The organism is Neobacillus soli NBRC 102451, assembly GCF_001591665.1.
GTDB lineage: Bacteria > Bacillota > Bacilli > Bacillales > Cytobacillaceae > Neobacillus > Neobacillus soli.
Map to the genome: position 1 here is coordinate 66,193 of NZ_BCVI01000058.1, position 24,843 is coordinate 91,035.

The 24,843-nt window shown below is 40.5% G+C and carries 21 protein-coding genes, 2 pseudogenes and 1 riboswitch; of the genes and pseudogenes, 9 read left to right on the forward strand and 14 right to left on the reverse strand.

The window, feature by feature from the left end; all coding sequences use genetic code 11:
- Nucleotides 1–290 precede the first annotated feature (290 nt).
- The 6 genes from BSO02S_RS20060 to BSO02S_RS20085 form a co-directional block, all read right to left on the reverse strand.
- On the reverse strand, nucleotides 291–1,307 hold the full coding sequence (locus BSO02S_RS20060; protein WP_066071724.1) for an ABC transporter permease: 1,017 nt from the start codon (nucleotides 1,305–1,307) through the stop codon (nucleotides 291–293).
- Nucleotides 1,300–2,298, reverse strand: a complete 999-nt coding sequence (locus tag BSO02S_RS20065; RefSeq protein ID WP_066071727.1) for an ABC transporter permease — start codon at nucleotides 2,296–2,298, stop codon at nucleotides 1,300–1,302. Before BSO02S_RS20065 ends, BSO02S_RS20060 begins: the two co-directional genes overlap by 8 nt.
- Entirely contained in the window at nucleotides 2,273–3,799 is a 1,527-nt protein-coding gene (locus tag BSO02S_RS20070; RefSeq protein ID WP_066071728.1) for a sugar ABC transporter ATP-binding protein, read from the reverse strand. The genes BSO02S_RS20065 and BSO02S_RS20070 overlap by 26 nt, the downstream gene beginning before the upstream one ends.
- A gap of 70 nt (nucleotides 3,800–3,869) precedes the next feature.
- Nucleotides 3,870–4,940 carry a sugar ABC transporter substrate-binding protein gene (locus BSO02S_RS20075; protein ID WP_066071730.1) on the reverse strand — a complete coding sequence of 357 codons (1,071 nt, stop codon included), beginning with the start codon at nucleotides 4,938–4,940 and terminating at the stop codon, nucleotides 3,870–3,872.
- Between the two features lie 89 nt (nucleotides 4,941–5,029).
- Nucleotides 5,030–6,520, reverse strand: a complete 1,491-nt coding sequence (locus BSO02S_RS20080; protein WP_066071734.1) for an FGGY-family carbohydrate kinase — start codon at nucleotides 6,518–6,520, stop codon at nucleotides 5,030–5,032.
- A gap of 12 nt (nucleotides 6,521–6,532) precedes the next feature.
- A complete protein-coding gene (locus tag BSO02S_RS20085; protein ID WP_096190970.1) occupies nucleotides 6,533–7,534 on the reverse strand; it encodes a 2-hydroxyacid dehydrogenase in 1,002 nt (333 codons plus the stop codon).
- Nucleotides 7,535–7,655: 121 nt separating this feature from the next.
- A riboswitch (SAM riboswitch) is annotated at nucleotides 7,656–7,752 on the reverse strand.
- A 223-nt stretch (nucleotides 7,753–7,975) separates the two neighbouring features.
- On the opposite strand from BSO02S_RS20085, the gene BSO02S_RS20090 reads away from it, so the two are divergent.
- Nucleotides 7,976–10,015, forward strand: coding sequence for a molybdopterin oxidoreductase family protein (locus BSO02S_RS20090; RefSeq protein ID WP_066071737.1), 2,040 nt, complete (start codon nucleotides 7,976–7,978; stop codon nucleotides 10,013–10,015).
- A 207-nt stretch (nucleotides 10,016–10,222) separates the two neighbouring features.
- Here BSO02S_RS20090 and BSO02S_RS26575 read toward each other — a convergent pair.
- A pseudogene (locus tag BSO02S_RS26575) lies at nucleotides 10,223–10,423 on the reverse strand (dihydrofolate reductase family protein); the annotation flags it as partial.
- A 515-nt stretch (nucleotides 10,424–10,938) separates the two neighbouring features.
- On the opposite strand from BSO02S_RS26575, the gene BSO02S_RS20095 reads away from it, so the two are divergent.
- Nucleotides 10,939–11,991: a M14 family zinc carboxypeptidase gene (locus BSO02S_RS20095; protein ID WP_066071738.1), complete on the forward strand. Its 1,053-nt coding sequence runs from the start codon at nucleotides 10,939–10,941 to the stop codon at nucleotides 11,989–11,991.
- Nucleotides 11,992–12,167: 176 nt separating this feature from the next.
- Here BSO02S_RS20095 and BSO02S_RS20100 read toward each other — a convergent pair whose 3' ends face one another.
- The 5 genes from BSO02S_RS20100 to nadB all read right to left on the reverse strand — a co-directional run bounded on the left by BSO02S_RS20100 (nucleotide 12,168) and on the right by nadB (nucleotide 16,994).
- Nucleotides 12,168–12,509, reverse strand: coding sequence for a zinc ribbon domain-containing protein YjdM (locus BSO02S_RS20100; RefSeq protein WP_066071743.1), 342 nt, complete (start codon nucleotides 12,507–12,509; stop codon nucleotides 12,168–12,170).
- A gap of 380 nt (nucleotides 12,510–12,889) precedes the next feature.
- The gene (locus BSO02S_RS20105; RefSeq protein ID WP_066071746.1) at nucleotides 12,890–13,408 is read right to left on the reverse strand and encodes a DoxX family membrane protein; all 519 of its coding nucleotides are present in this window, start codon (nucleotides 13,406–13,408) and stop codon (nucleotides 12,890–12,892) included.
- Nucleotides 13,409–13,638: 230 nt separating this feature from the next.
- A complete protein-coding gene (nadA, locus tag BSO02S_RS20110) occupies nucleotides 13,639–14,598 on the reverse strand; it encodes a quinolinate synthase NadA (RefSeq protein WP_066071748.1) in 960 nt (319 codons plus the stop codon).
- Between the two features lies 1 nt (nucleotide 14,599).
- The gene (nadC, locus tag BSO02S_RS20115) at nucleotides 14,600–15,445 is read right to left on the reverse strand and encodes a carboxylating nicotinate-nucleotide diphosphorylase (RefSeq protein WP_066071751.1); all 846 of its coding nucleotides are present in this window, start codon (nucleotides 15,443–15,445) and stop codon (nucleotides 14,600–14,602) included.
- On the reverse strand, nucleotides 15,414–16,994 hold the full coding sequence (gene nadB / locus BSO02S_RS20120; protein WP_066071755.1) for an L-aspartate oxidase: 1,581 nt from the start codon (nucleotides 16,992–16,994) through the stop codon (nucleotides 15,414–15,416). The genes nadC and nadB overlap by 32 nt, the downstream gene beginning before the upstream one ends.
- A 251-nt stretch (nucleotides 16,995–17,245) precedes the next feature.
- Here nadB and BSO02S_RS28100 point away from each other — a divergent pair.
- Nucleotides 17,246–17,392 (forward strand): annotated as a pseudogene (locus BSO02S_RS28100) (HTH domain-containing protein); the annotation flags it as partial.
- Nucleotides 17,393–17,475: 83 nt separating this feature from the next.
- On the opposite strand, the gene BSO02S_RS20125 reads toward BSO02S_RS28100, so the two are convergent.
- Nucleotides 17,476–17,958: a methylated-DNA--[protein]-cysteine S-methyltransferase gene (locus BSO02S_RS20125; protein WP_142303761.1), complete on the reverse strand. Its 483-nt coding sequence runs from the start codon at nucleotides 17,956–17,958 to the stop codon at nucleotides 17,476–17,478.
- A 533-nt stretch (nucleotides 17,959–18,491) separates the two neighbouring features.
- On the opposite strand from BSO02S_RS20125, the gene BSO02S_RS20130 reads away from it, so the two are divergent.
- The 6 genes from BSO02S_RS20130 (at nucleotide 18,492) to BSO02S_RS20155 (ending at nucleotide 24,126) form a co-directional block, all read left to right on the forward strand.
- Nucleotides 18,492–19,676 carry an ABC transporter substrate-binding protein gene (locus BSO02S_RS20130; RefSeq protein WP_066071757.1) on the forward strand — a complete coding sequence of 395 codons (1,185 nt, stop codon included), beginning with the start codon at nucleotides 18,492–18,494 and terminating at the stop codon, nucleotides 19,674–19,676.
- A 156-nt stretch (nucleotides 19,677–19,832) separates the two neighbouring features.
- Nucleotides 19,833–20,711 (forward strand): branched-chain amino acid ABC transporter permease, encoded by an 879-nt coding sequence (locus tag BSO02S_RS20135; protein ID WP_066071760.1) that lies wholly within the window; start codon nucleotides 19,833–19,835, stop codon nucleotides 20,709–20,711.
- Nucleotides 20,712–20,721: 10 nt separating this feature from the next.
- Nucleotides 20,722–21,657, forward strand: coding sequence for a branched-chain amino acid ABC transporter permease (locus BSO02S_RS20140; protein ID WP_066071763.1), 936 nt, complete (start codon nucleotides 20,722–20,724; stop codon nucleotides 21,655–21,657).
- Between the two features lies 1 nt (nucleotide 21,658).
- Complete coding sequence (locus BSO02S_RS20145) at nucleotides 21,659–22,438, forward strand: ABC transporter ATP-binding protein (RefSeq protein ID WP_066071767.1); 780 nt, start codon at nucleotides 21,659–21,661, stop codon at nucleotides 22,436–22,438.
- On the forward strand, nucleotides 22,431–23,138 hold the full coding sequence (locus tag BSO02S_RS20150; protein WP_066071770.1) for an ABC transporter ATP-binding protein: 708 nt from the start codon (nucleotides 22,431–22,433) through the stop codon (nucleotides 23,136–23,138). Before BSO02S_RS20145 ends, BSO02S_RS20150 begins: the two co-directional genes overlap by 8 nt.
- A gap of 604 nt (nucleotides 23,139–23,742) precedes the next feature.
- Nucleotides 23,743–24,126: a hypothetical protein gene (locus BSO02S_RS20155; protein ID WP_066071773.1), complete on the forward strand. Its 384-nt coding sequence runs from the start codon at nucleotides 23,743–23,745 to the stop codon at nucleotides 24,124–24,126.
- A 4-nt stretch (nucleotides 24,127–24,130) separates the two neighbouring features.
- Here the strand turns inward: BSO02S_RS20155 and BSO02S_RS20160 are convergent, their stop codons facing one another.
- Nucleotides 24,131–24,634 carry a hypothetical protein gene (locus tag BSO02S_RS20160; protein WP_066071779.1) on the reverse strand — a complete coding sequence of 168 codons (504 nt, stop codon included), beginning with the start codon at nucleotides 24,632–24,634 and terminating at the stop codon, nucleotides 24,131–24,133.
- Between the last annotated feature and the right edge of the window lie 209 nt (nucleotides 24,635–24,843).

Sequence of the window (24,843 nt, forward strand, 5' to 3'; positions counted from 1 at the left end):
TGGATGATATCGGTGGCAGATTTGTATTTCATCCTATCACCTATTTTTGCTATATATTCTGCTTTTGTTGAATCAGGAACAGTATATAAATGCTATTTACCTATATGGGATGGCAGGGGTCTGTGAAAAGAGGAAATCACCCCCTAGCATCCTAATGCCTTATTTTAGTTAGTATCAAAGTCAGTTTATTATAATCTCCCATCGAATACCCCTAGAGGCGTATGGGCTTTGGCTTTTGCTAATATTTTGAAACTTGTCTTGATGATATTGGCCTGTCCCTTCCAAAATCCCTAACTCTTCTGTGAAATATAAGAATTCAGCCCAAGTATGAGGAAGATTAGTAGCCCGCGCGCAACAGACTGCCAGTAAAAATTAATTCCCACCAAATTTAATCCATTTGCTAAAACCCCAAAGAATAGAACGCCAATCAAAGTTCCGGAAATGTTTGCTTGCCCTTGGCGATTAAGGGTGCTCCCAATGAAAACAGCACCAATGGCATCCATCAAATAATAACGGCCGCTTAATGGGGTGTACGCCGCTAACACAGAGGAACCAACCATTCCTGCAAAAGCACAAATAACGCCGCTTAATACGAATGCATAGACCGTGTATCTTTTTACAGGTACACCCGAAAGATAGGAGGCCTCCTTTTGAGAACCTAAAGCAAATAGCTGACGACCGAAAATAGTCCGAGTTAGAATAAAATAAGCGACAGCGGCTAAAACAACCGCAAGAATAATCGAAAACTTAAAATCAATTCTCCCTCCATCTGCCGTATAAATGAGGAGAGCACTGCCACGGCCCAGAAATTTATACATCTCGTCCATTCCTGTTAGAAAGATAGGCTCCCCACCCTTTGTAAAAATCTTCTGGACGCTTTCGCCGATAAATAAAGTGGCTAGCGTAACAAGAAAAGGAGTAATATTCAATTTCACGACAAAAAATCCATTAAATAATCCAATGATGGCACCTGCCAATAGACCGAGGAGAATCGCCGGTATCCACCCCATTCCCGCTTGCAGTGCCATAATAGCAGTCATTGCACCTAAGTCAAAGGAGACGGCCACGGAAAGATCGATGCCGCCGCTGGCCACAACAAAACACAATCCAATCGCAACCAAAGCAAGGATGGCCGATTGACTGAATATATTCGCTATATTAGTTGCCGTAAAAAAGGATGGTGAAATAAGCGAAAAGAGGATGGTGACCCCTATTAAAGCAATGACAGTCGTATAACGCGTTACATCCACGCCGTTTTTTACCCAATTCCCAGTCTGGACGGTTGTTTTCATTATAGGCTTAGACATTACGTATCATTCTCCTTTGCTGTGCCGTCGTGATTGAAACAGCCGCCAATATTAAGGCACCTTTAATAGCATAGACCCAATAGGTAGGCACATTGATTAACGTAAACCCATTTGATAACATTCCAACAAAAATAGCGCTAAGAATCGCTCCTGGAATGTTCGGCACAGATAAGCGGCTAAATATGGCACTCATCAAACCAGCTAGCATGATATCTAATAACATAATATCGCCTACTCCTGGTACACTTCCTGATAAACGTGCTGTCACTAGTATACTTGCAATCGCCGCCGTGATTGCAGCCATCACATACGTTAAAGTCAATGCTTTGCTGACATTGATGCCAGCTGTTCTAGCAGCTAATGGGTTTCCTCCTACGGCGTAAACCCAATTACCAAAAACCGACTGATGATGAACCACATAAAAGATAAGGCCTACAAAAGTGAATATCCATATCGGTATCGGTAACCCGATAAAAGCGTTATTCGCAATAAAAATGAGGATGGGATCATTAACACTAACCACTTTATTATTTGAAACAAGCAGGATGATGCCTTGTAGCAAATACATCATCGAAAGTGTCCCGAGCAAAGGAATGATTTTTAATTTTACAATGGCAAAAGCGTTAATGATGCCGATTAACACACTGCAGAGAAAGGCAATTCCAAAGGCCGCTATAAAAGAGGAGCCGCCATTGATTAAAACAGCAGTCACCGCAACGTTCAGTGCGAGGTTATTCCCAAGTGATAAATCAATTCCCCCCCTGATCACATGATTTCCTCCCCCAATCAGGACCGAGGCCATTCCACAGGCAACAATTCCTAAGGGACTTGATTGAACTAAAAGATTGATAATATTTTTTGGCGTTAGAAATGTGGAGGATTGGATAGCAAAAAATAATGCAACAATGAAAAAGGCAAAATAGCCGCTATATTTCAGGAGGTACCGGAAATCAATCGCCTTCGTGTTAACTGATTTTGTCGTCTGTTCCATTTTGTTCCCCTCCCATCATGCTTACCAACACTTGATCTGTTGTTACATTGCTTCCTTCCAGCTCATCGATAATCTCGCCACGAAACATGACCAAAATCCGGTTACTGAGACCAACCAATTCCTGCAAATCCTGTGAAATTAATAAAATTCCCGCCCCTTCTTTAGCGAGCTCATGAATGAGGGAGTAAATTTCCGCTTTCGCACCCACATCTACTGCCGCTGTTGGCTGATTTAGGATATAGAGCTTCGCACCGCTGCTTAACCATTTAGAGATCACAACTTTTTGTTGATTCCCGCCACTAAGGAAGTTGACAGGTTCTTCTTGGTTTGGCGTGCGGATGGCTAACCTCTCAATTAATGAAGCTACTTTTTGCTTCTCAGCCTTTTGGTTGATGACACTCCCTCTGCTCACCCTTTTCAAACTAGCCAGAGTGATATTTTCCCGAACAGATAAATCCTGGACGATTCCTAAATTACGTCGATCCTCCGGTACATATCCGATCCCTTTTGCTATCGCTCCTTCAGGTTTTAATCGCCCAAGCGGTTTGCCCTCCAACTGAACAACTCCATTAACAACGCCGTAATGGTCATAGATGGACATCCCTAGACTTGTATGGCCAGATCCCATCAAACCGGTAATTCCCACAATCTCTCCTTTTCGAACGGAAAAATCTACATGGCGAAAGTCGGTTTTATGAGTTAAATCTTTTACTTCTAGTAAAACTTCGTCTGTACTTTGATTCTTTTCAGAAAATTGATCAACGATTTCGCGTCCAACTGTCATTTGCACCATATCTTCAATCGTCAATCCCTCAATCCCAACCGTATCTACCTTTTGACCGTTCCGAAGTACAGTAATCCGATCACATATATCGATAATTTCACCAAAATAGTGGGAAATATAGATAATAGCAATTTTATTTTTCTGTAATTCTCGAATAATCTCAAACAAGCGATTTGCCTCGCGCTTCGCCAGAACAGCTGTTGGCTCATCAAATACAATCACCTTCGGATTTTGAAGCAACGCTCTGCAGATTTGCACTAACTGCTGCTCCCCAACCGTAAGCTCCCCAACTAGTTTATTTCCTTCTACAACTAACCCTACTTTTTCTTGAAGCACCTTTGAAGCCTGCTTTTCCAAATTCCTCCGGTTAATCAATTTTAACGGTGAGTAAGTAGGTTCGATTCCTAAAAATAAGGATTCTGCTACCGTCAAGTAGGGAACGACATGCCTTTCTTGATGAATAAACTGAATTCCTAACCTCTCAATCACCCTTGCTGTCCAGCGGCCTTGTTTAGACCCTTGAAACCTAATCTCACCATGATCATGGTGATAGATACCCGCAAGAATTTTCATTAATGTAGATTTTCCGGCGCCATTTTCTCCAATCAAGCCATGAATCTCCCCATCACGGAGTTGGAATGTGACATCCTGCAAGGCCCTAACACCTGGAAAGCTCTTATTAATGTTTACCATTTCTAACATATACTTTTCACTCATTTGTGGATATTCACCTCATCTGTAAAAAATGATAGGAGGGATAGAGAAGTCTCTATCCCTTATCAGATCTCTATTTCGTAAATAAAATCTTCTTCTTCTCTTTTGCGTTATCTTTTGTAACCAGAACAGGATCTACATAGACAGAGCTAGGGACCTTTTCGCCGGCTAAATAGCGAGCGGCGGAATCAGCAGCGGCTTGACCAATAGCGTAAGGGACTTGGGCCATATCAGCAGCGAAAGAGCTGTTAGGGTCTTCAACCATGTCAATTGCAGCGGGGTCACCGTCAACACCATATACTTTAATATCGGAGCGGCCAGCAGCATCGACAGCAAGTGCAGCACCGATGCTTGGGCTGTCCCATGCAGCCCAAATGGCTTTTAAATCTCCCTTTTTCGGATATTTAGTTAGTAAATCCTGCGTCTTTTTACGTGCGTCTTCAACTGTACCAGGAATCACATCTTGTAATTCCGGCTCAATAAATTCAATTTTCGGATAGTCCTTTGCTACATATTTCAACATATCGTAGCGAATCGCACATACTCTTGTACCATAGAATCCGTTAAATACCGCAATCTTACCTTCCCCGTCCATATCTTCAAAGATTTTCCGAGCCAAGGCTTCACCGATTAGATAGTTATCTGACATATGATTGGCGATACTGTATTCACTTGGATGGTCAACAGTAAAAAGAGGGATTTTGGCATCTGAGACCTTTTTAAGGACCGGTGTAAAAACCTTTGTATCCCCTAGCATTTTGATAATCGCATCGGGCTTCTGTGAAATTAAATTTTCGATATCTGCAATATGCTTTTGGTCGTTGCGTTCCCCGTCAACAGCAATCGGAGTACCACCTAATTCCTTAATCCGATCGATTTGTCCTTGATAGGCCTGGCGATCAAAGTTATGGTCGGTTCCAATCGCGGCAACCCCAATTTTTTTCCCTTTAAGAGACGGAACAGGCTGGCCATCAATCCCAACAACACCTGTTCCTTTGCCATTCGAAGAGGCTGCCGTTGCTTTATTACTTTCGCCTGCATCCGTATTTTTTGCCGGACCTCCAATCGTACACGCTGAAAGTAGTAAAATACTTAGCAGGAGTGGCAGCGAAATAATCTTCTTTAATGCTTTCCGTGATAACATATGCTTTCCCCTTTTCATTTGAATTTTTTATATGGCTTTTTCAAAAAGATGGACGCTGATTCGCTGATAAATGAAGGATGGGCGAATGTTCAACTATGATTCAATAGCGGTTCTTTTTTATTTTTGTAAGAATGGGTGATATTCGCATAGAACTGCTGGGCTTCCTTCCATTCCTCATATAGCGCCGCTGCGTTTGTTTCTTTCGATGGCTTAATAATAGCGGCAGAAACACTCTGCCCTATGTTTATTTCTAGGGCTTCATTACAAATCGCTGCTGCACCTGCAATCGATGCATGCATGAATCCTTCTGAAATTCGAATGTCCTTTTGCAGCAAGTCGGCGAGAAATTGAGCGAAAGAAGGACTTTGAAAACCTCCGCCGCAAGCCCAAACATATTCCCGCTTTGTTCGGGTGATATTTGCTAATGCATCAAAATGCCACTTAATAGTAAAAGCGATTTCTCGAAGGGCAGACCAGATAAAATGGGCTCGGCTTAATTCCGGTGGGACAGGCGCATTAAAGATAAAGCCGCCTTTTACTAAACCATTCTTTTCATGAGTCATATAGGAGCCTAGTGAAGCAACAATTACAGCTTCTCCAGCTTGCGCAATCTCCTTCTCCATCACGTCATAGCTTTCATTTGGATAAAAAATCGTTTTTAATCGTTGATAATTTAATCCGGTTATTCCCGGATTGGTTTCCACTGTCCACCTTCCGTTTTCAATATGAGAATTTAACCATGTTTTGTATTCCACGCTATCTTGAACTGTTTCGTTCACGACTTGCACAATCGGTGTCGTCGTTCCGGATACAATGACAAGGTCATCAACGGAAGCCCGAGTGCCCTTAACAGCTACCTGTGTGTCAGCGCCGCCGACAATAACAGGAAGTTCAGTGGATAGCTGTAAATCATTTGCCATTAAATCAGAAGGGAAACCAAGTACCGTTCCGGACCAAGTGATGGTTGGAAGCAACTGTGGTGAAATTCTAAACTGCTGGCAAAGCTCTTCAGACCACTCATTTTTATGTACATCGTAAAGCAATGTTTCTGCTGCCTGGGACGGTTCGTACACCATTTTCCCGGTCAACTGATAAGTAATCCAATCACTAATACTTGTAAACGCAGCAACCTTTTCCCATAGCAATGGCTGTTTGTTTTTCACCGCGAATAATTTCAATCCTGAGAATAAGGCATTCGGCAGCCGCCCAGTTTTTTGATAAATCGTTTCCGGATGGGAAATTTCCTGTTCCCATTCACGTCCTCGGTTATCCAAATTCGGGAGTCCAATCAAGGAATCTCCATTCTTATCAAATAACACTATCCCCTGTCTTTGACTCGTAGAGGTGATTGCCAATAATTCAACATCATCAGTCTTGTTCAATACCTTCTTTGAAATCCTTAAGAGCTGCACCCATAATTTCTGGGGGGAAAAATAATGACTGTCAGGATAGAGGGATTCCACTTCATACGTGATATCTTCTCTCTCGATTGCTAATACTTGACCATTCGTTCCAACAATTGCTACCCTTGCGTTGCCAGTGCCAACGTCAAACACCAAATATCCTTTTTGTAACGGCATAGGGAATCCTCCTTACGATTTAACATGTAAAATGCTTTTATTAAATAATGATTTAATAGGAACGTTTGGGTTTGCGGTCCATTTCATAATCGCCTCATTCATAATCGCAGCATGGTGGTCCTCTACTTCAAACGTCGCACCTGCAATATGGGGGGTAGCCAGCACATTGGGCAAATTCATCATCTCCCAATCGATTTCATCAGGCGGCTCATGATAAAACACATCCAATATGGCTCCGCGGATTTTATTTTCTTTTAAAGCTGATCTTAAGGCTTCACGTTCAACCACAACCGCTCTTGCCGTATTAACAAGAATCGAATCTCCTTTCATCAAAGCGATCAAGTTATGGTTAATCATGCCTTTTGTCTGTTCAGTGACTGGCAAGTGAATCGAAACAATGTCACTCGTTGTAAAGATTTCTTCTAAAGTGGTTTGCTTATAGTCAGGATGTTCATTTTGAACATATGGGTCATAAAACTGGATGTTGCATGGGAATCCTTGAACCAACCCGGCTATTCGTTGTCCTACTGCACCAAAGCCTACCATTCCAATTGTCTTTCCAGCTAGTTCATTTCCCTTAAAGTGGAGGTACGATGTAAGAGGATCGCCATTCCATTTTCCTTCTTTTGTCCACGTTACAGCCGGAATCGTATTTCTTAAAAACGTAATTAAGTTAGCCACGAACATTTCAGCAACAGCCTGTGCATTGCGTGCCGGTGTATAAAAGACCGGAATCCCTCTTTCGGTTGCTGCGTTTACATCTACATTTGATGGTGTTCCCCGGCAAACCCCTATAAACCGTAGAGAAGGCACTTCTTTCAACACATCTTCTGTTACTTGGTCAAGTTCAGTGATAAGCCCCTCTGCTTCTGTTTCCTTTAATAGTTGAACCAATTCAGCGGTTGAATAAGTTTGCCCGTTATCTTTCCAAGAATGATAGACTACTTCTCCAATTTGATCCTCAAGCTGATCGCGGGCTTTTTGATTATATGGAGCCGTTATTAATATTTTCACTTCATCCATCTCCTTTTCATCATGAATTTCGTCTTTGGCAGTAAAGAGATAAAAATAAAAAGCCCCTTTCCAAGATACGGAAAGAGGCAATAAATTCTAATAAAGAAGAACGTTGCTTACCTTCCTATCTTTCAGGCTTTTTGCCTGCTGGAATTGGCACAGTAAAATCTGTTGCCGAGGTATCATAGGGCCAGTCCCTCCACCTCTCTTGATAGAAAAATGATTATATAGTTTTTAGTATTCACTATCTTCGTATTGATTAACATAATTCTAATAATTCCAATTGGTAAAGTCAATAATAAATTTTATGAATTGAATGATTTTTGGAATTACTTTATTATATTAAATATTGAAAGTAGTAAAGTCAATTTTAAATGATTCATTTCAACATCACTCAAAACCTTTTCCAACCTTTCATCCAGAGATAAAGGAGATTACCATATGAATTCTTTTGTAAAGCAACAAAACGGAGTATTTCCATCTGTATGTTCACTCGATTGCCCTGATCAATGCGGTTTGCTTGTTCATAAGGAGGATGGAAAAATCATAAAGATACAAGGTGATCCGAACCATCCTGTCACCAAAGGGAATATTTGCAATAAGGTTCGTCATATGGCGGAACGGATTTATGATGAAAAGCGAATAAAATATCCGATGAAACGAATCGGATTAAAAGGCGAAGGAAAATTTGAGAGAATCAGTTGGGAAGAAGCGATAAAAACAATCACCTCCAAGTGGAAAGAGATGATCCGAACAGATGGCCCCGAAAGTATTCTTCCCTATAGTTTTTATGGCAATATGGGAAAATTGAACGCTGAAGGGCTGGATCGCCGCTTTTTTTACCAGCTTGGCGCCTCACAATTAGATCGTACTATCTGTACAGCTGCCGGGTCAAAAGGATATAAATATACAATGGGCGGCAGCCTGGGAACAGACCCAGAAGATACGATTCACTCAAAACTGATTATCTTTTGGGGAATTAATGCCGTAAGTACGAATATGCACCAAGTCGCCCTTGCCCAGAAAGCCCGTAAAAACGGAGCGAAAATCATTGTGATTGACGTCCATAAAAATCAAACGGGGCGGTTAGCTGACTGGTTTATACCGATTCTTCCCGGTACAGATGGTGCTCTCGCTCTTGGTATCATGCATATTTTATTTGCAGAGAATCTGGTCGATCCTTCCTTTTTAAAAAAATATACAGTCGGACATGAGGAACTAAGGCAGCATGTTGTTCAGTATGATCCTGTCTCCGTTTCTGGTATTACAGGCATACCAGTGGCAGATATCGTTAATCTTGCCCGTATGTATGGAACCATCGCCCCTTCGTTTATTCGAATCGGGAATGGACCCCAGCATCACGATAACGGCGGCATGTGCATTCGAACCATTTCCTGCCTGCCGGCACTTACAGGTCAATGGCTTGTGAAAGGAGGCGGAGCGATTAAGTCAAATACAGCCTTTTTGGCCCATCATACAGACATCTTGCAACGTCCTGACCTGCTCCGTGATAAACAAACACGCGTGATTAACATGAACCTGCTTGGCCAAGCATTACTGGAATTAACACCGCCAGTAAAATCGATGTTCGTTTATGAGAGTAACCCTGCAATCGTTGCACCTAATAGCAAAAAGGTGAGAGAAGGTTTAGCTCGTGAGGATTTATTTCTTGTCGTCCACGAATTATTTTTAACAGAAACAGCTAAATTTGCGGACATTGTGCTTCCAGCCACCTCTGCATTTGAAAATACAGATTTTTACACTTCGTATTGGCATCACTATATCCAAATTCAACAGCCTGTTATTGACCACTATGGAGAATCGAAATCAAATGTGGAAGTATTCCGTTTACTTGCGAAAGAGATGGGCTTTGACAACCCTAGTTTCGAGGAGACAGAAGAAAAAATGATGGCCGATGCCCTACACCATTCAACTAACCCCTACCTTGAAGGGATTCGTTTTGTTTCATTGGTGAAACAGCAGTATATGAAATCCAATAGGAAAGGGCTTTTTCTTGATCAACTACCAACTCCAAGCGGGAAAATTGAATTACTTTCAATGAAAATGGAAGAGGATGGCTACCCTGCCCTCCCAACCTACATCCCCATAGTAAACGATGGAGACTTTCCTTTTTTATTTGTAGCAGGACCCAATCACAACTTTTTAAATTCAACTTTTTCCAATAATGAAAAACACATCACTTTGGAAAAAGAACCCCGCTTGCATATGAATAGGATGGATGCTCTGAAAGCAGGGATTGAGGATGGAGAACGGGTTCGAATTTGGAATCATCGTGGAGCCTGCGAACTGAAAGTCTCCGTTGGCGAAAATGTTTTACCCGGGGTAGTTGTCACTCAAGGCCTCTGGGCAGATACGCCAATTAACATCCTAACTCCCGATCGAGTCGCAGATATGGGCGGAGGCGCCACCTTCTTTTCAGGGCGTGTCGATGTGGAGAAAATAATAATGGATGGCGCCTGACACCATCCGTGGATAAGTCCAATGAATGGTATGTAAATTCACAGTTCAAATAGGTTACAAAAACACAGAAAGATAGCACACAAAATAGCACTATGAACAGCACTTAAATACGCATTTATTGAATCAAGCATATTTATGTGCTGTTCATATTGTATTGTTATTCTAAAGCGCCCATTTGTTGTGCAAGGTTATTTGTAAATTTTATTACTACTCATTAAGATGATAGCATAGTTGAATAACACCAGAGGAAAATGTTCTTGAATCCACAAGCTTTAGATTTACCCTTTGCCTTATGTCAATAAATAAAGGTTTTCCATTTCCTAAAATAACTGGGTGAACAGATAATCTAAACTCATCAACAAGTAAAATTGTAATAAGACCTGCTCCGCCATATAGCCAGATATCTTTACGTGTAAAGTTTCAGAAATTCTTCAACTACTTATATATTTTAACATAAAATCACAAGCCTCCTTTACGTTCACCATGATTAACATAGTAAATAGGACAGCATTTAACACACCATTTCTCACTTTGACAATGAGAAAAGTGCCTGTCACTGTTCGCCACAGTTTCTACCATTATCCCTTTAACCTCCCTATGAAATTCAATCACTTCAGGATGTAGCTAATTTTATTGGAGTATCTGATGCCTACTTTGAGGCGTACATTTAAAGATTTCAGTAAGACGTTTAAAAAAACGTTTGGTCTTACACCGTCAGATTATCGAAAGACAAGACTATCTTAATGTCTTCGATCTAGGGGGGCAGGCTATATTTATTTCCAAAATCCACCTCAGTAGGTAATTTGTTGGATTAAAAATTCAGTAATTAATCACTATGTACAAGCTGCCATTTTATATGTAATATTCTTCGCGTATCGAATATTTTTAATTTTCAATAATTATATCAATTGGAGGTTTTAAAAATGAAAAAGAAAGTCCTAGCATTATCTTTATCTAGTTTAATGGCAATTGGCGGAATTTTAAGCGTTCCCGTTTCTGCTGGTGCAGTTGGAGAAGGGCCAAACTATGGCGGAAATGAGTCGATTCAGACTTCTATTCTACATACATACACTGGACTAGTTGATTTTCTAAAAACCCAAGATGCTAAACAAAGCGCTATGAAACTAGAAGTCATTGGTCAAACTGTTAAAGGCCGTGACATTTTCCTCGCGAAATATATGTCAAACCCTAGTAATCCGACTATTCTCTTTTTAACCCAGCAACATGGAAATGAACAGCTGACGACAGAAGGTGCTTTAGAATTTATTAAACACTTAGGAACGAATAAAATGAAGGGAGTTCTTGAGAACGTAAACATCCTGATTGTACCAATGTTAAATGCTGATGGAGCTATGGGAGATGTCAACTTTTCCCTTGATGACTATGTCGCTGACGGCGGCAGGCATTTGACTCGCTATAATGCTGTTGGTGCCGATTTAAACCGTGACCATGTTGCCAAAATACACCCAGAGACCAAAGCCTTGCATAATAATGTGTTAAAAAAGTACAAAATTGATTATATGATTGATCTCCATCATCAAGGAACTCAAAGTGAAATAGATGGGAAATATGTATCAGGTTCCATCCTTTATCCAACAAATCGGAATGTTAAGCCGGCAGTCCTAGAACGGTCGAAAAGATTAGGAGCGGTCGTGTTCAATGCTGTTAACGCAAAGGGATGGGGAAATATCGGAAAATACAATGGCGGTTCAGAGGAAACCATTGGCCGCAATGGAGCCGCAGTTCAATACGATATTTCAACACTTCTTTTTGAAATGAGGGGCATGTCTGATCACAACTATGAATCTTACGTGCTCGGACAAAAAAGCAATGGTTATTTAATTAAGCAAACGATCACCACCCTTGATGCAACAACGAGAGCAATCGCCGATGGTTCAATTGAGAAAGCTAATACAAGCTTCTGGAATACCCTGCCAACCCAAACGACTCGGCCTTCTGGAGAAGAAACAGAATAAACACCATACAAAAGCGAATCGTGGCTGTCACTGTTCGCTAGGGGAAAGTAATAATTATTATTCATTATACCTACGCTGATTGGTGGATTTTACATTAACGGAAAAGGATGCATGTCCCCTAGTGTGTTAAAGCATTACCACACATCGGGGGACAGGCACCAATATTATGATTTTATTTAAACCTTTTTAACAAATTCAGATTTTAATTTCATTGCGCCAAAACCTTCAATTTTGCAATCAATATTGTGGTCCCCAGCAACTAAACGGATATTTTTAACTTTCGTACCTACTTTTAAAACTGATGAACTTCCTTTTACTTTCAAGTCCTTGATTACTGTCACAGAATCCCCATCGGTTAAAACATTTCCATTTGCATCTTTGAATATCTTTTGGTCTTCATTATTTTCAGTTTCTAATTCCAAAGCCCACTCATGGGCACATTCTGGGCAAACAAAAAAACTTCCATCCTCATACGTGTATTCTGAATTACATTTAGGACAATTTGGCAAATTAGACATATCGTTGTTTCCTCCATTTATCCCTGTATATTCCTGAATATCGAAATTTACGCCGATTAAGATAGCGAATTGGAATTTTATTAGGGAATTCTTGATATTCTTATATATTGGCATAGTATTCATATATGGACAAGCCCGTCAGAAAAAAAGGTGTCTAAAAAAAGATGCCTCTCCCCCAGTGTGTTAAAGCATTATGGCATCGGGGGACAGGCACCAATATTCTATCAAGCTGTTTTTTATACCTTTTTTCTGCCTGGTCCACCTTCTTGGACACTTCACAGGCTTCCGAGTGTTGATGGGAAAAATATTGTCCTCTTGACGAGAATAAAAAGACGATTCGGAAGTTGAAAGTCCGAATCGCCTTTTAGTTGAAAGTTTATTTATGCACTCGCTTTTGCTTTGTCTTCACCAGTACCTTTTTTGCTCATTTTTGTGATGAAAGGAACGACCCAGCGGTCTAAACCAATTCTTCCAGCGTTGTAACCAGCTGTTAAGATAATGAAGCCTAGAAAAATGTCTCTTGGGTTATGAGAGACTGTTCCTGCAAGGAAGAAGCTAAAGTTCATGACTAATCCAAAGAACATAGCAGTAGTTGTTAAGCAGCCTAAGATTAATCCTAAACCGATTAATGTTTCGCCCCAAGGTACAATCACGTTAAACACATCAACGTTTGGTAAGGCAAAGTGTTTTAAGAAGTCAACATACCAACCAAATACGACGGTACCATCTGGGCCTTTTACTGGGTTCGCGATGGCTCCTTTTAAAAATCCAGCCGCATCGAAGCCGCCACTTGATAATTTTCCGTAACCAGCTGTTACCCAAGAATAGCCAAGGTATAAACGTAAGACAGTTAAGATAGCCGCTGCAATTTTATTTTCTCTTAAAAATTTATTAAACATGAGTTCATTCCGCCTTTCGAAATTTGTTTGTTCTTTATGATTACACTATAATCCCTTTCTTTGTTAAACAACATGGGTATAGTAGTAAGTTCACAGTTTGTTTGAAATGTTTTGACGGAATGTTGAACAGAAAGACCAAAAGACCAAAGGAGTATCCAAGAAAAAAGGGCCTGTCCCCAGTGTTTTAAAGCATTACTGCATCGGGGGACAGGCACCAATATTCAATATAGTTAACCAATGGATACCATTCGTTCAATTGAAAGCTTTGCACGTTCGGCTGTATCGGCAGGAACTGTAATCACATGTTTGTTTTCTTTTAAAGCAGCTAAAACTTTTTCAAGTGTAATCATTTTCATAAATGGACAAATGGCTTCGGGATTGGCTGCGACGAATCGTTTTTCTGGATTTTGTTTTTCCATTTGATGAATAATCCCTACTTCTGTTGCGACGATGAATTCATCTGCCTGTGAATCTTTAGAATGTTTTAGCATATTACCCGTTGATAGAATATGAGTTTTATCCTTTGGCAGTACGCCTTCAGACATTAAATACATGCTGGAAGTTGAGCAGCCGCATTCCGGATGGACAAGCAGTTCGGCTTCCGGATGCTCTGTAAGCACTTCTTCTACCTGATGCGGGGCAATCCCTGCGTGAACGTGGCATTCCCCCATCCAAATATGCATGTTTTCGCGGCCTGTTTCCCGCTTCACGAAAGAACCTAGGAACATATCCGGTAAGAAAAGGATCTCTTTATCATCCGGAATGGAACGGACAATATCCACTGCGTTCGAAGAGGTGCAGCAATAATCGCTTTCCGCCTTTACTTCAGCAGTTGTATTGACATAAGCAACGACTACTGCCCCGGGATGCTCAGCTTTCCATTCACGAAGCTGGTCTGCTGTGATGGAATCAGCTAAGGAGCAGCCTGCTTCCAAGTCTGGAAGAAGCACAGTTTTCTCTGGATTCAACATTGCAGCCGTTTCCGCCATAAAGTGAACGCCGCAGAATACGATGACATCCTTAGTAGTGTTTACCGCTGCACGGGCAAGTGCAAGGGAATCACCCAGCACATCTGCAATATCCTGAATTTCTGGAAGTTGATAATTGTGAGCGAGCAGAATGGCATTACGCTTTTTCTTCCATTCTTGAATTTCCTCTATTATGCGGCTTTGCATTTCAGTAACTGTCATATTATTGTTCCTCCCCAAGTAAGACCTTGACGCTAATATCAAGTGCTTTGTATGAATGAGTTAAAAAGCCAAGCGAAATATAATGAACGCCCGAATCGCGATAATCAGCCAGATTGTTTAATTGAATTCCGCCTGATGCTTCCGTAATAATGGTGTCAGGCACCAATTTTATAAGTTCCTTTATTTCATCCGGAGTCCGGTTATCAAACATAATTACATCCACGCCTGCTTCGACCGCTTCGATTACTTGTTCTTTTGTCTCTGTCTCCACTTCGATTTTAACCATATGTCCCGTTTTCTCACGGACCAACTTGACCGCGCGTTTAATAGAGCCAGCAAAAGAGATATGATTGTCTTTTATCATGACTCCATCATAAAGACCATAACGGTGATTATAGCCGCCGCCACATCGAACCGCGTATTTTTCGAGCATTCGAAGTCCTGGTGTTGTCTTTCTTGTATCGCAAATCCTTGTAGAAGAGCTATTCAGCGTCTCTACTGCTTTTTTTGTTAAGCTGGCAATGCCGCTCATGCGCTGAACAAGATTAAGGATGACCCTTTCTCCTTTTAAAAGAGAGGAAACCTCGCCTGATACCACAGCTAATCGCTGCCCAATTTCGAATCTGTCACCATCTTTGACAAATAATTCGATGTCAATTTGCGAATTCAACAAGTGAAAGCCCGTCTTAATTATTTCTTCCCCGCAAAAGACTCCATCTTCTTTTGCTATAAAGACGATTTGCCCTTTAGTCTGGTTTGAAAAGATTAAATCGGTAGTGACATCCTGTTCTCCAATGTCCTCAATAAAAAATTGCTCAATTAGCGAGCGCAGTTTCAACGTATTCATGATTGATTGCCACTTCCCCTTTGTGTTTTTGAATGATTATTTTCCTCAACCAGTTTTCATCATTTTCATCTGGAAAATCACTTCTAAAATGACCGCCGCGGCTTTCTGTCCGGGTTAAGGCAGACCCCGTAATCAGGGTTGCATTGACGTACATAAAAATTGCGGTAAGGTCTTCCGTCGAATAAGCGTCAAATTCCGTTAACTCGCTTACATCCAGCTGCTCGAGCCAATTTTGTTGTTCCTCCAAGAGCTCTTTGGAACGGACAATCCCGACCCTTTTCATCATCTGCTCCTTTAAAACCTGCACATCCGGAAGAAAGACACTTTTTTCTGGAAGGAAAGGAACAAGTTCAGGAAAATCAGGAATGAGATTTTTTATCTGTTGTGAATTAATCCATTGGGAAAGTCTTTTCCCTTGATAAAGCCCTTCTAATAAGGAATTGCTGGCCAGGCGATTCGCACCATGAAGACCTGTACATGCGGCTTCTCCAATGGCAAATAGTCCATTTATGGACGTACGCCCCATTACATCCGTTTTTATCCCGCCCATTAAAAAATGACTGCCAGGAACAACCGGGATTCTCCCTTCTGACAAATTCACCTTATTATTCTGGCAAATCGCTGTAACGGATGGGAATCTCGTTTCAAAGTCATTAATGCTTCTAATATCCAGAAATACTTCATGGCCTTTTTCGATATAATTAAATATGGTCTGAGAAACAATGTGTCTTGGGGCGAGGTCCTTTAAAGGATGGACACCTTCCATAATCGGTGTTCCATCTTCCGTCACTAAAGTGGCCCCTTCCCCTCGAACCGCTTCAGAAATTAAGCCCTTTGTTTCCCCATTTATATACAAAAGTGTTGGATGAAATTGAATAAACTCCATATCGGCAATTTCAGCACCGGCCAAATAGGCCATGGCAATCCCATCACCAGTTACAGTAGGTGCATTTGAGGTATAGGGATATAATTGGCCGCAGCCGCCTGTCGCAAGAATCACATAATCTCCATAAAAATAACGGATGGTGCCATCTTCAGTTTTCGCTTTGGCGCCAATACACCGTTTTTGCTGATGGTCCATGATTAATTCGTAAACAAAGACATTCTCTTCGACTTTACTATTTTCAGGAAGTTTACTAATCAAGTATTCTATTACATTTTTTCCTGTTGCATCGCCGCCGCTATGAACAATTCTTTTTTCACTGTGAGCCCCTTCCAATCCAAGCTGCAAATTTCCAAGTTGATCTTTGTCAAAAATATTACCTTGTTTAGCAAGATCACCAATCAGTTTGGGGGCTTCGTTTACTATTTCACGAACGGTATCCTCATTATTATGAAATCTTCCCGCCTCAAACGTATCAGCGAAATGCTTCGAGGGGTCGTCTTGAATTCCGATAGCAGCAGCAATTCCACCTTGCGCCAAATAAGAATTTGCATTCTTTATATGTGATTTTGTGAGGATTCTCACATTCTTATCATGCCTAAGCAAAATGGACAGTTGCAAGGCCGCAACTCCACTGCCAATAATTAGAACGTCACTCTTTTTCATAGTGTATACCTCCAAAGGTTGACATCTGTCTTGACATCTATATTTACATAGATTTAAACTAAAAACAAGATTTTTCGCACAAAAAGTATGGATTAAGGCAAAGGAATGTTTGTAGCTTTACTTTTTCAAGACATTGAATCTATGGCCCAAAAGGAAGCGATGGATTTTATATTTGATTAATAAATAGGAGTGTTTCCATGACAGGTCAGAAAAAGTTAATCGGGGAAGAAAGAAGATTTTTGCTTTTATAAATGCTGAAAGAAACCGTGACTCCCATTACTGGAAGTGAATTAGCTGCCAAAACAGACGTCAGCAGACAGGCGATTGTCGGGGATATTAACCTATTAAAAGCAAGAAATGAACCAATCTTCGCTACAAGTCATGGTTATGTTTATTTGAAGCAAGTAGGGGTCCGCACCAATTTAAATACTTCAAAGGAGAACAGTTCACAGTCACTGTTCTCCTTATTAATAACTTTTCCTCAAGCGTTTTTTATAGATCTTTCATGCTTAAGCAGCCATTCCTTTCTCCACATACCACCAGCATAGCCGGTTAATTTCCCATTTGAACCGATAACTCGGTGGCAAGGAATCACGATACTTAACTTGTTTTTGCCATTTGCACTTCCGACTGCTCTAACGGCCTTTTCGTTTCCAATTGAAACAGCAATATCCTTGTAGGAGCCCGTTTCAGCGTAGGGGATTCTTGTTAAAGCGTCCCACACTGTTTGTTGAAAGTTTGTCCCCTCAAAAATATAGGGGAATGTAAATTCTTGACGTAACCCTTTAAAATATTGATCCATTTGTTCAAAACAATCCACTAATACCTGGGGAGTTTCGTTATGCAACTTATTTTCTATTTGCTCTCGTTCAGAGAACAGGATTGAACAAATCCCCTCAGCTGTTCCTACTATCTCGATCATTCCAATTGGTGATTCGAAATCTAATTTATAAAGTTGACTCAAATTAAAACCTCCATTTTATCTAATTATTATCATTGAGCCAATTGAAATAATCAATTTTAACCGTAATGATATCCTGACTTCCGTCTTAAAAGGTTTGGTATATTTTACATTCCTATATTACCAGTAAAACTGATTGTTTTTCACAATTTTTCAGATAAATTTTTCCATAATCCGATATTGGCCTAAAAAGCTTTATACTATAAAAATTCCATTTAATGGCGCTCCCACTTTCCCAATCCATCCCCGTTCCTATATTATTAGAATAATTTCACTATACTATTTTATTATTCTAATTCTATTAACTCTAGTAATCTATGGAATTTTTTCACGTTTTTATTATCATTCTCCCTATGAAAGCACAATCATTTCCAAATAATTATAAATTTCTGAAATATTGAAATAATATACTAGACGAAAGCGAAAAATTGTTTTAATATACTAATTGTTAAATCATTTCTAACTATCATTTACCGATACTCCATTTCGGATAATAGTGTCAGAAAAATTAAAAAACTTCAAAGGGGGAACTAGAAATGAAAAAGAAATTTAGTAAGGTGTTTATGGTTTCAGCTTTAGCTGCCGGAATCCTTGCCGGTTGTTCCGGAGGAAATCAAGCGAGCGGTGGCGACGGCGGTAATTCCAAGGACTTCAAACTTGGAGTAAACATGGAGCTTTCCGGTAACGTTGCATCCTACGGAGAATCAATGACCAAAGGTGTTGAAATGGCCGTATCCGAAATTAACAAAGCTGGCGGCGTTGAGGGGAAACAAATCAAAGTCGTTAAAGTGGACAATAAATCGGAAGCAGCTGAAGCAACAAACGGAATTATTAAACTTACAAGCCAAGACAAAGTAAATGCCGTAATCGGGGCTGCAACAAGCGGAAATACCGTTGCACAAGCGCAGATTGCAAATGATACCAAGACAGTTCTTATGGCTCCAGGAGGAACAAGCCCAACTGTTACTGTAGATGAAAAAGGAAAAGTAAGAGAATTCGTTTTCCGTACATCTTTCATTGATCCATTTCAAGGTACAGTTGCAGCCAATTTTGCTTTGAATAATTTAAAAGTTAAAGATGCAGCCATCTTTTCCGACAACTCAAGTGACTATGCAAAAGGACTTTCCAATGCTTTCAAGGAAACATTTAAAAAAGCCGGCGGTAAAATCGTTAAAGAAGAATCATATGTAGCAAAGGATACTGACTTCCGCGCTACATTAACTAACATCAAGGCGAAAAATCCATCATTTATTTTTATCCCAGGCTATTATGAAGAGGTTGGCTTAATTGTGAAGCAAGCCCGCGAGCTAGGTATCACAGTTCCATTAATGGGTGCTGATGGCTGGGATTCTCCTAAATTAGTTGATTTAGCCGGTGCAGATGCATTAAATAACACTTACCTAATCAACCACTATTCTACCGAGGATCCAGATAAAAAGGTTCAAGAATTTGTTACAGCATTCAAAGCTAAGAACAATGGCGATGCCCCTAACGCTTTCAATGCCCTTGGTTATGACACAGTTTATTTCTTAGCCGATGCCATTAAGCGTGCTGGCAGCACAGACTCCGTTAAAATTCAAAAAGAATTAGCAAAAACTAAAGATTTATCCCTTGTAACTGGGGTATTATCGCTTGATAAAAATCACCACCCAATTAAAACTGCAACAATTTTAGAGTACAAAGACGGTAAGCAAGTGTTTAACACAAAAATTAATCCTTAATAAACAGACCAGTAAAATGGAAGGATTATCCTTCCATTTTACTTTTTTTAAAAAAGGCTTTGCTAAAAAAAATGGTTGATTTCACACACTATATTGATAGGAGCGGAAATGAACAGACAAGGGTAACAATACCTTAGAAAAAAGGAGAAAACACGCATGGATTGGTTACAACAACTAATAAATGGAATTTCACTCGGCAGCATCTATGCCTTAATCGCATTAGGATACACTATGGTGTATGGAATCATTAAATTGATCAACTTTGCACACGGTGATGTATTTATGGTAGGTGCCTTTATTGGGTTCTATGCGATTACGGGATGGGGATTAAGCTTCTTGCCGGCACTCATTATATCAATGGCTGTCTGTGCTGTATTTGGAGTATTAATTGAACGGATTGCCTATAAACGGCTTCGGAATGCTACGAGAATTGCTGCTTTGATTACAGCAATTGGTATGTCACTGTTGATTGAATATTTAATGATTTATATACGTGGAGCACAGCCGGAAGCGTATCCTGCTGATGTTTTACCAAACAAAGCCATCAATTTATTTGGTGCCCAAATTAACAGCCAGTCTTTATTTATCTTATTAACCTCTATTATCCTAATGATTATTTTACAATTTATTGTTCACCGCACAAAAATGGGTAAAGCGATGCGCGCTGTATCTCTTGACATGGATGCTGCCCGCTTAATGGGAATAAACGTTGACAGAACGATTTCCTTCACGTTTGCCATTGGATCGGCATTAGCAGGAGCGGCCGGGGTCGTGTACGGGGCCTATTATACAAAAATTGAACCATTAATGGGTGTGATTCCTGGGTTAAAAGCGTTCGTTGCAGCTGTTTTGGGCGGTATCGGCAGCATTCCGGGAGCGATGGTTGGCGGAATTATCCTCGGTTCTGTCGAATCATTGGTCAGTGCCGCAGGATTTTCTTTATGGAGAGATGCAGCCGCCTTTATCATTTTGATTCTCATACTGATCTTTAAACCATCAGGCATCTTTGGTAAAAATACAAGAGAGAAAGTATAGGTGAAAAATAATGAAGAAATCAAAACCATTTTGGGCATTTGTGATTCTAGCGGCGATTGTGTATGGAGTCGTCCAATTTTTCATCGGCTCCGGATTATTAAATCAATATTATAGTAACTTGATCATTACAATATCAATAAATATTATTTTAGCAGTCAGCCTCCATTTGGTCATTGGCATTACCGGCCAGTTCTCCATCGGCCATGCTGGTTTTTTGGCAGTTGGGGCTTATATTTCGGCCATTGCCACGATGAAATTTGATTTGCCGTTTATTCTCGCCATCGTTATTGGCGGAATAGTTGCCGCTCTTACTGGTCTTATTGTGGGGATTCCTACCTTAAGGCTGCGAGGGGACTATTTGGCCATTGCCACCCTCGGGTTTGCGGAAATCATTCGGATTGTGCTATTTAATATTGACTATGTTGGCGGGGCAGCTGGGATGCAGGTATCCCATCTTACCACCTGGACCATCACGTTTGTCTGTCTATTTATTACGGTTCTGGTGATCGCCAACTTTACCAATTCCAGACATGGACGTGCATGTATTGCGGTTCGGGAAAATGAGATTGCTGCCGATGCCATGGGAATCAATACTACCTATTATAAAGTTCTTGCTTTTGCCATCGGATCATTTTTTGCCGGAATTGCCGGCGGGTTATTTTCACATAATTTCTATATCTTACAGCCCGGCAATTTCGGTTTCTTAAAATCATTTGATATTCTCATCTTCGTTGTCTTAGGTGGTCTTGGCAGCCTGACCGGGTCGGTGATTTCAGCCATCCTATTAACCCTTGTTTCAACGTTTTTAGCGCAATATCCGGAAACACGGATGATTATCTATAGCTTAGTCTTGGTAATTGTCATGCTGTACCGTCCTCAAGGCTTGATGGGTACACGTGAAATCACAGATTTATTTAAGTGGAAACCGGCTAAAGGAGGCAATTAGAATGGCACTGCTAGAAGTAAAAAATGCCGGAATTCAGTTTGGCGGATTAAAAGCTGTTTCTGGCTTTAATATGGAACTGCATCAAGGAGAACTTGTCGGTCTTATAGGGCCGAACGGCGCCGGAAAAACGACAAGCTTTAACTTATTAACAGGTGTCTACGTACCAACTGAAGGTGAGATTTTGTTTAACGGAAAGCGGCTGAACGGCCTGCCTCCCTACAAGGTAACTCAAAGCGGGATCAGCCGTACCTTCCAAAATATTCGCCTGTTCAGTGAATTATCCGTAATAGACAATGTAAAAGTAGCCTATCATTCGTTAGCGAAAAACTCTATTTTGAGCTCTATTTTCCGTCTTCCTTCCCATTTTTCAGAGGAAAAGAATATGGAGAATAAAGCGCTCGAATTTTTGAAAATTTTTAACCTAGACAGTTTAAAGGATGAAAAGGCAAAAAATTTACCATACGGGCAGCAGCGTCGATTAGAAATTGCCCGTGCTTTAGCTGCCGGTCCGAAACTATTGCTGCTGGATGAACCGGCAGCCGGGATGAATCCGCAAGAGACCCACGAACTAATGGAACTAATCGCATTTATTCGTAAACAGTTTGGGCTAACGATTTTGTTAATTGAACATGATATGCAGCTAGTCATGGGCATCTGTGAACGAATTTATGTACTCGACCATGGCCAGCTGATTGCAGAAGGAACACCAGATGTAATTCGCAGCCATCCGAAGGTGATTGAGGCCTACTTAGGAGAGGAGGTTCCAAGCGAGCATGCTTAAAGTCAACGATATTAATGTATTTTATGGAAACATTCATGCACTCAAAGGAATTTCATTAGAGGTAAAGGAAGGCGAAATTGTTACCTTAATCGGTGCAAACGGTGCAGGAAAAAGTACGCTTCTAAAAACCTTATCCGGCCTTCTCAAGCCAAAATCAGGGGCGATTGAATACTTAGGCAAGCCGATTTCCGCTAAGGCCCCTCAGGCGATTGTAAAAGCCGGAATTTCACACGTCCCAGAAGGACGCCGTGTTTTTTCCAACATGTCAGTAGAGGAAAATTTGGAATTGGGAGCCTATACAAGAAAGGATGCCAGCGGGGTTCGCAAGGATATGGAAAAAGTGTATGAGCTATTCCCTCGACTTTTGGAACGCCGCAAGCAATTATCCGGTACACTTTCCGGTGGTGAACAGCAAATGCTGGCAATGGGCCGTGCCATCATGGCCAAGCCAAAGCTGCTGCTCCTCGACGAGCCTTCTATGGGATTGGCACCACTAATGGTAAAACAAATTTTTAACATTATCGAGCAGATCAATAAGGACGGAACGACCGTCCTGCTCGTTGAACAAAACGCCAACATGGCATTATCAATTGCCAACCGCGCCTATGTCATCGAAACCGGCCGCATCGAAATTTCAGGGACCGCTGCTGAATTGCAGGCAAGTGAAGAAATTAAAAAAGCATATCTCGGGGGACTATAGAGACGGGCGGTTATTTAACAAAAGCAGAGGAGGTTTTTATTCGAATGAATAAACCTCCTCTGCTTTTTGTATATATAATGATACTTAGATTATGATGGACTAATCACTGGCTCTCTGCTAAAGATTAGTCCTTCATACTCTGATAAGGGATTTTCCTTCGTATTTTGGGCCAAGTGCGTCTTATTTTTAGGGCATATACGACACATTTTCCGTCACTTACTACACAATTTCAGCCACTTACGACATATTTTCAGAGACTTACGACATTTAGTGGGAATTTTTTAGAAGTTTCGGAAAATCCCGAATAACCCTTCTCCCAAACGCATTCGGGGCTCAGGCAACGGATCACTGTTGGCCATCATGGAAAATTTAAATCGGCGGGGTCGGTTCCCCTCCGCTTTTTCTGCCTAATGTAACAGCTTTGTATATGACTTGATTGGAGATGTCAGGCACCGGAATATGTCTACTATCCACCGCATAAATTAAAAAAAGGTGTCTTAAGCGATACGAAAAATGCAGCCTATACATAATCATGCAAAAAGCGGAAAATGGACGGACTCCTATTGATTTTAAGTTCCCCCATTTAACCGTTTGGAGGGAGTTTATGTTTAAATTTTTTTCTTTTAAAAAGAAACAGGTCGAAAAAGAAAATAAGATAGACTCTCTTCTTCTCAATAAATTAGATCGAATTATTGAACTGCTTGAGCAAAAACAAAAGGAGGAGGTTGGAAAAAACATTCAATTTGATCATGTTCAAATTGATTATTTAGAAAACATTATTTTCCGACTAGACAATCTAGAAATCGACGAGTTGAGCGGAAAACTTATTATTGGAAATAATATTGGAAGCACGGAAGACCTTTCCCACCCTTACATTTTAAAAATGGATAAAGAGAAGGCGAAACAAGAAACAATGTCAGAAACTAACGCACCAAGTCAAAAAAAAATAACCAAAACAGCCAAAGGTTATCGTTTCAGTAATCATTGAATTTTCATTCTTTTAAATTTGCAATCTTGATATCTTGATCTTCCATTATGGCATCTATAAAATCTTGATCATTGTTTGTATTTAAATTATTCAACAAATGATTTTGATTTCCAAATATAGCACCTTGTGAAAAATTCACTTTTTCATTGGCGTCCATCCCCGTTACATGAGACTTTCCAAGGAATACAGAGCTATTTTGCTCCATCGTATTGACATTTACTGACCCAAGCGTGATGCTCGAAGCATCTTCCTTACTCGGATTCTCAAATGAAATATTAATATCACGGTCATCAATGGGAGTATCGATAAAATCAGGATCATTTAGAATAGAGATATTTTGAAAAAGAAGATTATACTGACCACTAATCCCCCCAATCACATTATTTTCTTTGCCATGGGTACTCCAGCCGATGGCATTATTTTCTTCCCCTATAAAAATACCAGATTGCCTTTGCATAGTTTGGACATTGATATCTCCGATAAAATTAAATTGTGACGAATTTTTCATATCCTGATCACCACGTTTCCGTTAAGATCTTGTTCATGTATCATTCCTATGCACCTTTCCTTCTATTTAATGTACCTTATGTGTTTGGATTTAGGATGGTGACGATTGCCTAAGAAATAGCAAAGAAAGGTGTCAAACGCCCAAATCATTGAATAAGCTAATTAAGAAAAGCGCAAGTGCCCTGTTCAGCGTCGTATGGACTGGAGCAC

Coding starts and splice junctions, on each gene's coding strand:
- BSO02S_RS20060 (WP_066071724.1), bottom strand. CDS start 1,307: ATGTCTAAGCCTATAATGAAAACAACCGTCCAGACTGGGAATTGGGTA.
- BSO02S_RS20065 (WP_066071727.1), bottom strand. CDS start 2,298: ATGGAACAGACGACAAAATCAGTTAACACGAAGGCGATTGATTTCCGG.
- BSO02S_RS20070 (WP_066071728.1), bottom strand. CDS start 3,799: ATGAGTGAAAAGTATATGTTAGAAATGGTAAACATTAATAAGAGCTTT.
- BSO02S_RS20075 (WP_066071730.1), bottom strand. CDS start 4,940: ATGTTATCACGGAAAGCATTAAAGAAGATTATTTCGCTGCCACTCCTG.
- BSO02S_RS20080 (WP_066071734.1), bottom strand. CDS start 6,520: ATGCCGTTACAAAAAGGATATTTGGTGTTTGACGTTGGCACTGGCAAC.
- BSO02S_RS20090 (WP_066071737.1), top strand. CDS start 7,976: ATGAATTCTTTTGTAAAGCAACAAAACGGAGTATTTCCATCTGTATGT.
- BSO02S_RS20095 (WP_066071738.1), top strand. CDS start 10,939: ATGAAAAAGAAAGTCCTAGCATTATCTTTATCTAGTTTAATGGCAATT.
- BSO02S_RS20100 (WP_066071743.1), bottom strand. CDS start 12,509: ATGTCTAATTTGCCAAATTGTCCTAAATGTAATTCAGAATACACGTAT.
- BSO02S_RS20105 (WP_066071746.1), bottom strand. CDS start 13,408: ATGTTTAATAAATTTTTAAGAGAAAATAAAATTGCAGCGGCTATCTTA.
- nadA (WP_066071748.1), bottom strand. CDS start 14,598: ATGACAGTTACTGAAATGCAAAGCCGCATAATAGAGGAAATTCAAGAA.
- nadC (WP_066071751.1), bottom strand. CDS start 15,445: ATGAATACGTTGAAACTGCGCTCGCTAATTGAGCAATTTTTTATTGAG.
- nadB (WP_066071755.1), bottom strand. CDS start 16,994: ATGAAAAAGAGTGACGTTCTAATTATTGGCAGTGGAGTTGCGGCCTTG.
- BSO02S_RS20130 (WP_066071757.1), top strand. CDS start 18,492: ATGAAAAAGAAATTTAGTAAGGTGTTTATGGTTTCAGCTTTAGCTGCC.
- BSO02S_RS20135 (WP_066071760.1), top strand. CDS start 19,833: ATGGATTGGTTACAACAACTAATAAATGGAATTTCACTCGGCAGCATC.
- BSO02S_RS20140 (WP_066071763.1), top strand. CDS start 20,722: ATGAAGAAATCAAAACCATTTTGGGCATTTGTGATTCTAGCGGCGATT.
- BSO02S_RS20145 (WP_066071767.1), top strand. CDS start 21,659: ATGGCACTGCTAGAAGTAAAAAATGCCGGAATTCAGTTTGGCGGATTA.
- BSO02S_RS20150 (WP_066071770.1), top strand. CDS start 22,431: ATGCTTAAAGTCAACGATATTAATGTATTTTATGGAAACATTCATGCA.
- BSO02S_RS20155 (WP_066071773.1), top strand. CDS start 23,743: ATGTTTAAATTTTTTTCTTTTAAAAAGAAACAGGTCGAAAAAGAAAAT.
- BSO02S_RS20160 (WP_066071779.1), bottom strand. CDS start 24,634: ATGAAAAATTCGTCACAATTTAATTTTATCGGAGATATCAATGTCCAA.